At 61.7% G+C, this 13,595-nt stretch carries 9 protein-coding genes; all 9 read left to right on the top strand.

The genetic code is table 11. The features are described from left to right. Window positions 1-43: 43 nt before the first annotated feature. The 9 genes from RMO57_RS08120 (at window position 44) to RMO57_RS08080 (ending at window position 13,455) form a co-directional block, all read left to right on the top strand. Window positions 44-556, top strand: a complete 513-nt coding sequence (locus tag RMO57_RS08120; protein ID WP_310385692.1) for a sensor histidine kinase — start codon at window positions 44-46, stop codon at window positions 554-556. Between the two features lie 82 nt (window positions 557-638). Further along, entirely contained in the window at window positions 639-1,985 is a 1,347-nt protein-coding gene (locus RMO57_RS08115) for an HD domain-containing phosphohydrolase (protein ID WP_310385691.1), read from the top strand. Between the two features lie 41 nt (window positions 1,986-2,026). Continuing rightward, window positions 2,027-2,575, top strand: coding sequence for a response regulator (locus tag RMO57_RS08110; protein ID WP_310385690.1), 549 nt, complete (start codon window positions 2,027-2,029; stop codon window positions 2,573-2,575). Next, the gene (locus tag RMO57_RS08105; protein ID WP_310385689.1) at window positions 2,572-4,683 is read left to right on the top strand and encodes a PAS domain S-box protein; all 2,112 of its coding nucleotides are present in this window, start codon (window positions 2,572-2,574) and stop codon (window positions 4,681-4,683) included. The genes RMO57_RS08110 and RMO57_RS08105 overlap by 4 nt, the downstream gene beginning before the upstream one ends. A 104-nt stretch (window positions 4,684-4,787) precedes the next feature. Further along, the gene (locus RMO57_RS08100; protein WP_310385688.1) at window positions 4,788-5,369 is read left to right on the top strand and encodes a TMEM165/GDT1 family protein; all 582 of its coding nucleotides are present in this window, start codon (window positions 4,788-4,790) and stop codon (window positions 5,367-5,369) included. A 115-nt stretch (window positions 5,370-5,484) separates the two neighbouring features. Continuing rightward, window positions 5,485-6,639, top strand: a complete 1,155-nt coding sequence (locus tag RMO57_RS08095; protein ID WP_310385687.1) for a response regulator — start codon at window positions 5,485-5,487, stop codon at window positions 6,637-6,639. 26 nt (window positions 6,640-6,665) lie between these two features. Further along, a complete protein-coding gene (locus RMO57_RS08090) occupies window positions 6,666-9,758 on the top strand; it encodes an ATP-binding protein (protein ID WP_310385686.1) in 3,093 nt (1,030 codons plus the stop codon). Window positions 9,759-9,993: 235 nt separating this feature from the next. Then, window positions 9,994-12,684, top strand: coding sequence for a TonB-dependent receptor (locus RMO57_RS08085; protein WP_310385685.1), 2,691 nt, complete (start codon window positions 9,994-9,996; stop codon window positions 12,682-12,684). Window positions 12,685-12,753: 69 nt separating this feature from the next. Then, the gene (locus tag RMO57_RS08080; RefSeq protein ID WP_310385682.1) at window positions 12,754-13,455 is read left to right on the top strand and encodes a 2OG-Fe(II) oxygenase; all 702 of its coding nucleotides are present in this window, start codon (window positions 12,754-12,756) and stop codon (window positions 13,453-13,455) included. Window positions 13,456-13,595: the final 140 nt, after the last annotated feature.

Below are 13,595 nucleotides of genomic sequence, written 5' to 3'. Positions count from 1 at the left end.
AAGGGGTGGGCGGACGCTCAAATATGGCCGGAACCCGTGATGTTTGCCGGCTGACGGGTGTGGCTTCCGCAACGCCGGCCGGTTTGAATTCGATAGCAAACTTCAGGCTGGGTTGTTCAGGCCATCCTCAACGCTTAATTTGGTGAATAGCGAAGTCAAATACAAAGCCGAGGTGGTGAAGGAGTTCGGCGCGCTGCCCGAAGTGCAGTGCGTTGGTTCGCAAATCAATCAGGTGGTGCTGAATTTGGTCGTCAATGCGGCCCAGGCGATGGGACCCGCGCGCGGCAAGATTACCGTGCGCACGGGTTGTGATGAAGCGTGGGCGTGGTTGGAGGTCGAAGACAACGGCGGCGGTATTCCCGCGGATGTTTTGCCGCGTATTTTTGACCCCTTCTTCACCACCAAGCCGGTGGGCCAGGGCACCGGCTTGGGTTTGTCGCTGTCTTACGGAATCATTCAAAAACACAACGGCCATATCGAGGTGAAGTCGACGCTCGGCACGGGCACTAGCTTCAAGATCACGATCCCCCTCGTTCGGCCCGAGCTTGAAGCATGAAGCATTTGCTATCCACGGTGGCTTGGGCTTGTTTTGTCAGCGGCGCGCGACTCCCCAGCCTTCACAAGAAAGGCGCTGCGTTATGAACACCTGCCCTATGCCAGCGGCGCCGGCCGAAGCGCCGGCCGTACTGCTCATCGTTGACGATGAGCCGGCCATTCTCAGTTCCTTGCGGCGCCTGCTGCGGCCGCTTGGTTGCAAGGTATTGACCGCCGAAAGCGGGTCGGCCGGGCTGCGCTTGCTTGAGCAAGAGGAGGTCGATCTGGTGATCTCCGATATGCGCATGCCCGAGATGGACGGGGCTCAATTTCTGGAGCAAGTGCGGCTGCACTGGCCCGATACGGTGCGTTTCTTGTTGACCGGCTATGCCGACATCAATGCCACCATCGCGGCCATCAACCGGGGCGAAATTCACCGCTACATCGCCAAACCCTGGGAAGACCAAGGCATGTTGCTGGCCGTACAAGACGGCCTCAGACGCAAGCGCTTGGAACAGGAGAACAAGCGCTTGCACGCGTTGATTCTTGGGCAGAATCAAGCACTCCAAACGCTCAATACGGGCCTGGAGGCCCGTGTCACGGCCCGCACCCAGGAGTTGGCGCAGGTCAATGGCATGCTGGAGAACGCATTCGCCGAACTGCAGAAGAACTTTCTGCTCTCGATCAATGTGTTTGCCGGCTTGATGGAGTTGCGCGATGGCAGCATGGCCGGCTACTCCCGCCAAGTTGCAACGCTGGCCAAAAGCATTGCTCACCAACTCAAGCTCGGCGACGCGACCGAGCAGGATGTCCACATTGCCGGCCTGCTGCATGAAGTGGGCAAGTTAGGCTTTCCAGACGGCTTGCTGCACAAACCGGTGTCGCTGCTGCGCGGCGAAGAGCAGCAGATTTTTCGCAAACATCCGCTCAATGCCGAGGCGGCGCTGATGCCGCTGGCGCAGTTGCAGCGCGCTGCCAAGTTCGTGCGTGCCCAGCACGAGCGTTTGGACGGCAACGGTTTCCCGGACGGCCTCGGCGGCAAAGACTTCAGCCTGGGCGCGCAAGCACTGGCGGTTGCGGCCGATTACTTTGCGATGCAAAGCGGCCGAGTGGCCGAGCGCCGCTACTCGGCCGACGAAGCCCTGGCCATGATTCGAGGCGGGGCCGGCACTCGCTACGGCATCGAGGTGGTCGAAGCGTGCATGAGTGCGCTCAAGGAGACGCAAGCCGCAGCCGCCAACGACCGACTCATTGTCTCAAGTGAACTTGAGGAGGGCATGGTCCTGTCGCGCGACCTGACCAGCCCAAAAGGCGCGTTGCTGCTGGCGGCGGGCTATGTTTTCGACGCGCGGGTGGTTCGGCAAGTGAGCGAGTTTGCGCGCCGTGAAAACGTCAAATTGCCGCTCTATGTCTTGCTGACCAAAGCCGCCATGCCGAAACCGTCGGTTTGAAACTCTGTCGCGACACCTCAATGCAGCCTGCAGGACACATCATGGCCACTCGAATATTGCTTGTCGACGATGAACCGCATATTTTGCGCGCGCTCCAGCGGCTGCTCAGATTGGGGCTGCCGGATGTGGCGCTGGAGACCTTCACCGACCCGGCGGCGGCGCTGCAGTGCGCGCATGAGCTCGACTTCTCGTTGGTGATCTCTGACTACCGCATGCCGCAGATGAGCGGGGTGGAGTTCCTGAAGCACCTGCGCCAGCTGCAGCCCGACTGTGCGCGCATCGTGTTGTCGGGCTACGCCGATCTGAACGGGCTGATGGCCGCGATCAATGAGGCCGGCATCATGCGTTTCATCTCCAAACCGTGGAATGACCATGACCTGCTGTGCAGCCTGAGCCAAGTGCTGCGCATTCGCGAGCTCGACCTCGAGAATCGCCGCCTCGCCGACTTGGTGCGGCTGCAACAAGGCCAGCTCAGCGCGCAGGATTTGGAATTGCGCCGGCTGGAGCGCCTGGAACCCGGCATCACCAAAGTCGTCTGGGATACGGACGGGTCGATCCTGCTGGAAGATCCGGGCGAGGTGATTCTGTGAGCCCCGCATTGCCGAGTTACTTCTTTGCGGCCTTGAACGCGGTCGGCGCGCCAATCCTGGTACACGCCGGCGACCGCATTCTGCACGCCAACGCCGCCCTGCTGCGCCTCTTGGGCTACGAGCTCGCGGCCCTGCAAAGCATGCAGTTCGATGCCTGGGCGAGCCCGCAGACGCGCCAGGCATTGCGCGACTATGGACTGCGCGCCCTGCATGAAACGGGCGAGTTGCCCGCCGCTGAGGCCGAGGCAATGACCGCCAGCGGTTCCCTGCGCTACCTCGAACTGAATGCCAAGGCGGTCGCGCTGGAGGGTTGCGGTCTGCTGGTGGTGATGACCTTCCAGGACCTCAGCGACATGCGCCATGTGCAGAGCAGCCTGCTCGATCTCAGCCGCGTCTTGCATCAGATCATCGAGAACAACCCGGTGGCCACGTTTGTGCTGGATGCCGAGCACCGCGTCACGCATTGGAATGCCGCTTGCAGCCAGCTGACCGGCATTCCAATGAGCGATCTGATGCTGGGCGAGCGCGAAGCTTGGCAAGCCTTTTACAAGGAAAAGCGGCCCTTGTTGGCCGACCTGATTCTGAGCCGGGGGAGTCTCAGCGAGGCCGCCGATGATGAGCTGCAAGATGCGCGTGAACTGACCTCGCAACTGCTGCCGGGTGCGTTCGAAGTCGAACGTTTCTTCCCGCACATGGGCGCGCAGGGGCGCTGGCTGTTCCTGACCGCCGCACCGCTGATGGATGCGCAGGGCCAAATCATGGGCGCCATTGAAACCCTGCAAGACGTGACCAGCAGGCGCCTTGCCGAGGAAGAGCTGGCCACCCATCGGCGCGAGCTGGAGCGCCTGGTCACCGACCGAACGATGGAGCTGCAGGGCAAGCACAAGGAACTTGAGGCCTTCTTGGAGAACGCCTCGGTCGGCATCATCACCACCGCAAACCAATCCATCAGCCGCAGCAACCGCCATTTTGCCGAGATGTTTGAACTCGGCGATGAAGCGCCGCTGGGTCTGCCCTCAGTCGAATTTTTCGTCGATTCAAACGCTTACGAGGAGCTCGGGCGGATCGCCTATCCCGTGCTGTCGCGGGGCGAGTCCTTGCAGCATGAGATGGAAATGCGTACCCGCAAGGGCAACCTCATCTGGGTGCAGATGATCGCGTACGTGGCGGATCCGGCCAACCCTGCGGCCGGCACTTGGTGGCTGCTGCAGGACCGCACCGAGGTCAAAAGAGTCGAGGGCGAGCTGAAGGGCAATTTCGAGCGCATCAAGGAAACCAACGCGCGCTTGGAGGAGGCACAAAACCAGCTCTTGCAGAGCGAGAAAATGGCCTCCATCGGCCAACTGGCGGCCGGTGTTGCGCACGAGATCAACAACCCGATCGGTTTTGTCAGTTCCAACCTGGCCACTTTGCGGCGCTATGTGGGGCAGCTGTTCCAGTTGGTCGAGCATTACGAAAGCAGCCACCGCAGCAATCCAGATGCTGCCAAGCAGGCGGGCATTGACGGCCTGCGCGCCGACTTGGACATGGACTTTTTGGTCGAAGATTTGCCGCAATTGCTGAATGAAAGCGAAGAAGGCCTGGACCGAGTCAAGAAAATTGTGCAGGACCTGAAAGACTTTTCGCGCGTCGACCAAACCGACTGGCAGGATGCGGACCTCAACGCCGGCCTCGAATCGACGCTCAATGTCGTGATGAACGAGGTCAAGTACAAGGCCGAGGTCATCAAGCAATTTGGCCCATTGCCCAGGGTGCATTGCCGCGCAGCCCAACTCAACCAGGTGTTCATGAACTTGATCGTCAATGCGGCGCATGCGATCAGCGAGCGCGGCGTCATTACCTTGAGCACCCGGCAAGAGGGTGAGTGGGTCTGCGTCAGCGTGCGGGACAGCGGCACGGGCATGAGTGAGGCGGTGATGCGGCGAATATTCGAGCCGTTCTACACCACCAAGCCGGTCGGGAAAGGCACGGGTCTGGGCTTGTCGCTGTCGTTTTCGATTGTGAAGCGGCACGGCGGGCGGATCGAGGTCGAATCTCAAGCGGGCATGGGCAGTTGTTTCAAGGTCTGGCTGCCCATCGTCGGCCCGGCCGAGCCGGAGGCTTCATAGGGCCAACCGTTTTCGCGGGCGGCCTTGATTCGCGCCGAGAATCTGGCCCTGATCGCCGCCAACTTGCGGCAACTCCCTGTAGTCCCATTTTTTGAAAAAGCATTTTGGAAGCATTTCTCATCTCCACCGGCATCGTCGCCCTGGCCGAAATCGGCGACAAAACCCAGCTCTTGGCCTTTTTGCTGGCAGCGCGCTTTCGCAAACCGCTGCCAATCTGCCTGGGCATTCTGGTCGCCACCGTCGCCAACCATGCGTTTGCCGGCGCCTTGGGCGCTTGGATCACCACCCAAGTCAGCCCCATCACGATGCGCTGGGTCTTGGGCTTAGGATTTTTGGCCATGGCGGCATGGACGCTGATCCCGGACAAGATCGACGAAGAAGTCGAAGGCGGCGGCAAACTGAAGTTGGGAGTGTTCGGCACCACCGTCGTGGCCTTCTTCATGGCCGAGATGGGCGACAAAACACAGATCGCCACGGTGGCGCTGGCGGCGCAGTTCAATGCCTTCGTGGCGGTCGTTGCCGGCACCACGCTCGGCATGATGATCGCCAATGTGCCGGCGGTGTTGTTGGGTGACAAGATGGCCGGGCGCATCCCGGTGCGCCTGGTGCATGGCGTGGCGGCGTTGATCTTTGCCTCGCTCGGCCTGGCCACCCTGGCAGGATTAGGGCAGCAACTGGGCTTTTAACCACCGCCAATCAAGCCTATGCGGCGGTCCGAAATGCTGGTTCAATCAAGCCTGCTTTGCGGGCCGAGGTCTTGCTCGTGAACTTGCTTGACGAGTGCTTTAAGGGAAAAAAAATATGTCACTGCCATCCAAAGTTTTGCTCGTCGATGACGATGAGCTAACGCTGCAAATGCTTGAAGCCACGCTGGAGGCCGACTTCACGATCAGCAGCGTCACCAGCGGCGCCGAGGCGCTGGCGCGCTGTGCGGCCGAGACCTTTGATTTGATTGTGCTGGACGTCGAAATGCCCGGGCTGGATGGCTATGCAACCTGCCGGCAACTGAAGGCCAACGCTGCCAGTGCCGAAATTCCGGTGATTTTTCATTCGGCCCGCACCAGCATCGAGGAGCGCTTGCAGGGCTATGCGGCCGGCGGTGCCGACTATCTGGTCAAACCTTTCGATGCCGGCGAGTTGATCGCCAAGATCGGCCTGGTGCTGAGCCACCGCGCCAAGCAGCTCGAACTGAGCGGGCAGCTCGAAGAAACCATGAACGCGGTGCTGTCCACCGCCGACATGATGGGCGAGGCCGGCGTGGTGCTGGAGTTTCAGCGCCAGCTCGGCGCTTGCGCCAGCTATGCGGATGTGGCGCAGGCGACCTTTGATGCCTTGCATCGGTACAACCTGGAAGGCTGCGTGCGCATTCAGGGCGGCAGCGAGCGGCTCTCCAGCAACGGCCGCGGCCCCTGCAGCGCCTTGGAGAATTCCATCCTTGACCATTTGGTCAACCAGAAAGAGGGCCAACGGATCCGCCCCCTGGGCCCACACACCGGCTTCACCTATGGCTCGGTGGTGCTGTTTGTGCGCAATCTGCGCATGGACCGCGGCGGCACCGAGATGGAGCGCAGCGAGTCGGAGCGCATGGGGCGCGCGATCGACAATGTGGCAATGCTGGTCGAAGGTGCGATCGTGCGGGTGGCAGCACTGGACACCGAATTGGCGGCCCGCGATTTGGCCGATGTGCGGCATCTGGTCAGCATGACGCGCGGCGCCTTGACGGATATCTCGGCCAGCAACCAGACTCAGCGGATGGAGATTCTGCGCGCCTTCGAGGAGCTGACCGAGGAGGTTGAGCTCAGCTTCGTCAAGCTGGGCTTGACCGACGACCAAGAGAACTTCCTCAGCAGCATCATCAAAAAGCAAGCCGCCAAGGTGATGCGCTCGCTGGACCAGAGCCAGGAGGTCGAGCAGTTCCTTGGTCGAGTGATTCATAAACTGAATCAACACGGCTGAGCAGCGCGGGCCCTGAGGAGCAGCCGATGGATGGTGCGATTGACGAGGCCATTGAAACCGCCACGGGCCCACATGCCGACCCGCGCTATCAAAGCCAGGGTGATTTGAATAACAAGTTAGTTGCGCAGATTGGCCGCGGCGCCTATCTGCTGTTGTGCTTGATGATGTTGGCCGCCACGACACACCTGCTCATCACGGCCCTTCAAACGGACCAAACCTGGCTCGCCCGCCTGACCCAGATGCGCACCGCGGCCTGCGTTTGGCTGCTGTCCTTGAGCGCACTGGGTGTGGCGCGCTTTTATGGCGCGCGGGTCGCGGCGGCGTTTTTCAGTTGGGCCGCCATCTTGGTGCTGTTCGGGACGGCGGTTCTGAACGGCCTGGGTGTGCACGCGCCCGGCCTGATCGTCGTCATGGCGCTGCTGGTGGTGATTGGTTTGATGGTCGGGACCGGGTCTGCAAAATTGGCCACCGGCATGGTCGTGCTCGGCTATCTGACGCTATGGCAGCTCGAAGCGCAGGGGTGGATCGCCGGCCACAAAGCCTTTGCCGCCGTCATCGGCAGCAATGCTGCAGCCTCGGTCGCGCATCTCGTCGTCTACATTTTCACCAGCCTGATACTGGGCTGGCTGGTGGTGCGCTACAGCAGCTTGTTCTGGGATGTCACCTCGTCCTTGGAAAGTTCACGCCGCCTGCTGGCCGACACCGTGCGCGCGCAGCAATTGGCGGCGCAGGATCTGCGTGACAGCGAGGAGCGCCTACGCTTCCTGCTCGACAACTCGATCACCAGCATACAAATTCTTGAGGGCGACAGCGGCGCGCTGCGCTTTGCTAACGCGCAAACCCTGCTGGCTTACGGCTGCACGCGCGCGGCCGAGTTGGACGTCAACCTGATCTGCCCCGGCGAGCCCTATTCCAAGCACATGCTGATGCAATACGTGCACCGCACGGTCGAACAGGGCGCGCAGTACTTTGAGTGGCAGTCCAAGCGGCTGGACGGGGTGCCGATTTGGTGGACCATCAAGATGGAACGCCTGACGCTGGGCGAGGAATCCTGCGTGGTCGTGTTCGGCCATGACATCACCGCCCGGGTGCGCGCCGAGACCGAGTTACGGGTCAGCCGCACCCTGCTGGAGGACGAGGTGCTTGAGCGCACGGCCGAGCTGGAGGCCGAGAAGCTGCTGATGCAGAACATCATCGAGGCCTTGCCCATCACCCTCAGCATCCGTGACCTGCAAGGCCGCTACACACTGGTCAACCGCAGCTTCGAGCGCGCCACAGCGACCCAGCGGCAAGCTGTGTTGGGGGCGACGGCACGCGACATCTTCCCCGCCAATGTGGCGGCCGAGATTGCCGACATCGACGCCCGCCTGATGGCCGGCGCCGGCAGCCTCACCGTCGAACGCCAGATCGGCGGGTTGAAAGCCGGCGCCAATGACTACTTGATCACCACGGTGCCGCTGTTGGACGCGCAGGAGCGGCCGGTCGCCGTGCTCAATCTCGGCACCGAGGTCAGCTCTTTGAAGCGACTGCAGCGCGAACTCAGCCAGGCCAAGGACGAGGCCGAGCGGCTGGCGCTGGCGAAGAGTGATTTTCTGGCCAATATGAGTCATGAAATCCGCACGCCGCTGAACGCCGTGCTGGGCCTGGCGCAGCTGGGCATAGGCCGCAGCGCCGATCCGGTCGCTGCGCGCAGCGGGTTTGAGCGCATCGTCCGTTCGGGCCGCCATCTGCTGGGCGTCATCAATGACATCCTCGACTACGCCAAGGTCGAGAGCGGCAAACTGGACATCGAGAACCTGCCCTGCAACCTCAGCCATCTGGTCAAGGAAGTGCTGGAGCTGGTGTCCGAGCGTGCCGAGGCCAAGCATCTGCGCCTGCGCATCGAGTACAAGGCCACGCAAGACTGGGTGCTGCTGGACACGCTGCGGGCGACGCAGATTCTGGTCAACCTCTTGTCCAACGCGATCAAGTTCACCGACAAGGGCCGCGTCACGCTGAGCGTTGAACAACAGCACGGGCGGCTGCTGTTTGGCGTCAGCGATACCGGCGTCGGGCTCTCAATCGAGCAGCAAGCGCGCGTGTTCACTGCCTTCGAGCAAGCCGACTCGTCGACCACGCGCAAGTTCGGCGGCACCGGCCTGGGGTTGAGCATCAGCAGCCAATTGGCCGCAGCGATGGGCGGCAGCATCAGTGTCAGCAGCGAGGCGGGGGGCGGGTCTTGCTTTACCCTGGACTTGCCCTTGTTGCAGGCCGGCCCGGTGGCACTGCCCGCGCCGGCGGGCGCTACCGACGCGCAGCCACTGCGCGGCCTGCGGATGCTGATCACCGACGATGTGGACATCAACCGCGAGATCCTGCAGGACATGTTGGCAGCGCTAGGCGCCGACGTGGTGGCCGCCGACGGCGGCGCGCAGGCCTTGCAGCGCCTGCGGGAAGCCGGGCCCAGCGCCTTCGACTTGGTCCTGATGGATGTGCAAATGCCCGCTATGGACGGCTACGAGGCCACCCGCCTGATACACCAGTTAGCCCCCAGACTCAAGGTACTCGCACTGACCGCCCATGCGCTGCCCGAGGAACGCCGGCGCTGCCTGGCCGCCGGCATGGTGGCGCATATCAGCAAGCCGATTGACCAGGCCGAGCTGCTCCGGGTGCTGCTGGCGCAGGCCGAGGGCATGGCGCGGCGCAGCGTGGTCAAGCCGCTGGTCGAGAACCCGGTCGCTGCGGCCGTCGTGGCTAGCAAGCCCGCCGCCGAATGGCCCATAGTGCCGGGCACCGACTTCGCCGCGGCGCTGACGCGCTGTGCCGGTCGGCAGGAACTGCTGGCCAAGCTGCTGGGCACGTTTGCCAAGCAATATGCCCAGCATCAAGACCTGTTCGAGGCCGCGCAGGTCATCGGCCAGCAGGCGCTGTGCAGCGCCGCCCATCGGCTCAAGGGCCTGGCCGGTAACCTCGGCCTGCTGAGCCTGGCCGAGCGGGCTGCCGCACTGGAGAGCGCGGCAGGCACTGCGGGCGATGACGCTCTGATTGCGGCCACGCTGGCGGCCTTGAACGCCGAGTTGGCTTCCATGGTCGGCGTGATCGCCGAATGGCATCGCGTTCACGGGCTCAAAGCCGCCTGAAACACCAAGCCTTTGCACAAACAGATATTCGTACCGAGTGCCTAAAGTCATTGCTCTTGCGATGGCGATGCGAAAAGGCAACTCGAAGGGTTTGCCCCGGTGCTCAGAGTGGGGCATGCGGCTGAAGAATGAGCGTACCGGACTTTACGGTTCGGAAATTTGACGGCGGCTGGGTTGAATACAACCGAGTTTGCCCACGCTCTACACAGCTAACCACCATCGATTGGAGTGTTTGATGTTGAAACGAACTCGGCTATGCAGTGCCTTGGCACTGGTTTACGCAAGCGGCTTGACCTTGGTCGGCAGCGCGGCATTGGCGCAACAGACCCTTGAGCGGGTCGCCATCACAGGTTCATCGATCAAGCGGATTGACGCCGAGACTTCGGTGCCCGTCACGGTCATCACCCGCGACTCGATTGACCGGTCCGGCGCTTCGAATGTGCAGGAGTTGGTAGACCGGCTGAGCTCGAACAACGGCGGCGGGCGCTCACTCGGCGAGTCGATCGGTGACTCCAATGCAACCGGCCAGACCGGCGCCTCTTTGCGCGGCTTGGGCCGTGAGCGCACCCTGGTACTGCTGAACGGCCGCCGCCTGACGCCCTACCCCTTTGCCGGTCAAGGGGTCGACCTGAATGCCATTCCCTTGGCCGCGATCGACCGTATTGAAGTGCTGCGCGATGGCGCTTCGGCCACCTATGGCTCCGACGCCATCAGCGGCGTGATCAACTTCATTACCCGCAAAGACTTCCGCGGTGGCGAGATCACCGCCTCGTATGAATCGCCTCAGGACAAGGGCGGCAAAGTGACTGGCCTGCAGGGCGGCATCGGTTTCGGTGACCTGGCGGCCGACAAGTTCAACATCTTGGGCACGCTGAGTTACCAAAAGTACGACGTCATCCGCGCGGCCGACCGTGATTTCGCCAAGACCGGCAATCGCCCCGACATCGGCGTGGTCAAGTCCTCGGGCAATACTTTCCCGGCCAATACCTACACCAATGACGAAGGCAACTTTGTGCCGGGCGTCTCCGGCTTCCCCAAATGCGCTCCGCCGGACAGCTTCCCAGGTGGCGCCAACTGCCGCTACGACTACACCGCCAAGATCGACATCGTGCCCGAGTCCGAGCGCATGGGTGCCCTGGCGCGCGGCACGCTGCAGGTCAGCAACGACCACCAGCTGTTCGGCGAATTCGCCTATTCAAAGAACGAAATCACCTTCGGCTCGTCGCAGACCCCGTCCAGCACCACCGGCCGCCCCGATTACCTCTACCCGGCCGGCGGCAAGTACTACCCGACAGCCGCCGTGGAAGCCGCTCAACCCGGCTATCGCGGTGACTTGGTGATTGCTTGGCGTATCGTTGACGGTGGTCAGCGTTTGACCAAGACCACCAACGACATGACCCGCTTCCTGGTCGGCGCCGAAGGCACGCTGGTCGGCTTCGATTACAAGGCCGGTTTGATGCAGGCCAAGTCGACGGCGATTGAGACCTTCTTGTCGGGGAATTTCTCCGACACCAAGTTGGTTACGGCGCTGAAGACCGGCAATGTGAACCCCTTCGGACCGAATGACGCAGCCGGCCTGGCCTTGCTGAAAGGAGCCGAACTGTCGGGCGAAAACCGCAACTCCGAGACCACCACCACGGGCTTTGACTTCTCGATGTCACGTGAGTTGTTCGCCATGTCCGGCGGCAATGCCGCACTGGCCTTTGGTGTCGATTTGCGTCAAGAGAAATATCTGGACGGTTACTCCGAAATTGCCGGCTCAGGTGACATCGTCGGCGGCTCCGGCAATGCCGGCAAGGTCAAGGGCGAGCGTGACACGCAGGGCTTCTTTGCCGAGTTGAATTTGCCGGTCATCAAAGACGTGGAGCTGAATTTGGCGGTGCGTCATGACCGCTACAACGGCGCCAGCGGCGAGTCGCGTGATGGCAAGTTTGAATCGCCGGACATGGACGCCACCAGCCCGAAGGCGAGCATCCGCTGGACACCAATGAAGAGCCTGCTGCTGCGCGGCTCGGTGGGCAAGGGCTTCCGCGCCCCGGCGCTGGACAATCTGTACGCGCCGTCGGCCGGCACCAATCTGGCCGGTAACTTCAACGACCCCTTCTATGACGCCATCGTCGGCTGCAAGAACAAGCCCAATCCGAATAACTGCGATACGCAGCTGACGGCCATCAACAACAGCAACCCCAATTTGAAGCCGGAGAAATCGCAGACCTTCACCCTCGGCGTGGTGTTTGAACCGATGAAAGAGTTGTCCATGGGCGTGGACTATTTCGACATCAAGATCACCGACGGCATCGACTCGCTGACGGGCGACGACATCATGAAGGATTGGTTCAAAAACCAAACCGGCCCGACCACCAGCAGCTCGGTTTTCTCGAATCGACTGGTCAAGAACGCGCAAGGCTTCCTGGACTATGTCAACGCATCGCTGGAGAACCTCGGCGAGCAGCGTATCTCGGGCTTTGACTTCACTGCCAGGTATCGCATTCGTACCGACTATGGCAACTTCACGCCGGGCTGGGATGCCACGTTGCTGACCAAGAGCGACAAAACCAATGTGGTCAGCGGCGTCTTGGAAGACAAGCTTGGCAAATATGACCAAGGCGGCCCGGTGGTGAAGTTCAAGCAAGTCTTGACGCTGGACTGGGACAGCACCAACTGGGGCGCTGGGGTGCGCTACTTCCGCCAGAGCAGCTACGAGGACTATGACAAGGTCAGAACCGTTGACGCCTATGGCCTGTGGGACTTGCAAGGCCAATACAAGGGCATCAAGAACATGGCCTTCACCGTTGGTATCCGCAATTTGACGGATCAGAAGCCGCCTGTGACGGTGCAGGAAGATTACTTCCAAGTCGGTTTTGATCCCACCTATGCCGACGTCAAGGGGCGGACCTATTACGTGCGGGCGAACTACAAGTTCTGATGCATAGGCTCTAGACGATCGGGGCAGGCCGGCTGGCCTGCCCTGTTTTTTTGATGGGTAGACAAAGCCATGCAATACATCAATCCCAAGCTCAATGTCGAGCAACTGGGCCTAGCGTTTCAGCGCGACGGCCGAGTGTTGATTCGCAATTTTTTTGAGCCTGCCGTGATCGAGGCGCTGAGCCGAGCGATTGATGAGATCGACTGGGCCTTGACCTACCGTGACGGCAGTGGCGACAAGGTCTTGAGCGGCGCGCAATTGCGCGGCCTGAACGCGGAGCAACGCACCGACTTGGCCGCAGGCATCCATGCGCTGGCGCGCGAGAAGTTTCAGTTCTCCTTCTGCACCGATTCCATGGTGGCAGCCGCCCAGCGGGGCGAGACCCATTTGCTGGCGCGCTTCATGCGTTGGATGGCCGATGAAGAGTTCATGGCCAAGATTCGACTCATCACCGGCGTCACCGACATCAACCGGGTCTACGCACAAGCGACCATGTACACGCGCGGGAATTTCTTGCTGATCCATGATGACCATGTCGACACCGAAGGCCGGCGACTCGCCTATGTGATCAATTTGACCCACCAATGGCGTGCCGACTGGGGCGGTCTGCTGCACTTCACGGCAGCCGACGGCAGCGTCACCGAAAGCTACTTTCCGCACTTCAATTCGCTCGCCTTGTTCCGCGTTCCGCAAACGCATTTTGTGTCCTACGTGGCGCCGTTTGCTCAGGGCGAGCGCAGTGCCATCACCGGCTGGTTGATAGCGGCCTGAGGCTGGTTGTCAGCGCGTACAAGCCTGCCGCACCGCCCGCTCCCAGTTCGCCATCAGCTCCAGCGCCCGCTCGCGCGGCAGGGTCGGTGTAAACACCCTCTCGGCCTGCCAATGGCCGCTGAGCTCGTCCAAGTCTCGGT

The organism is Roseateles sp. (assembly GCF_031397715.1).
In the GTDB taxonomy this organism is placed as follows: domain Bacteria; phylum Pseudomonadota; class Gammaproteobacteria; order Burkholderiales; family Burkholderiaceae_C; genus Paucibacter_A.
The sequence above is the reverse complement of the archived record's forward strand: the minus strand, read 5'-3'. Positions and strand labels throughout refer to the sequence as shown.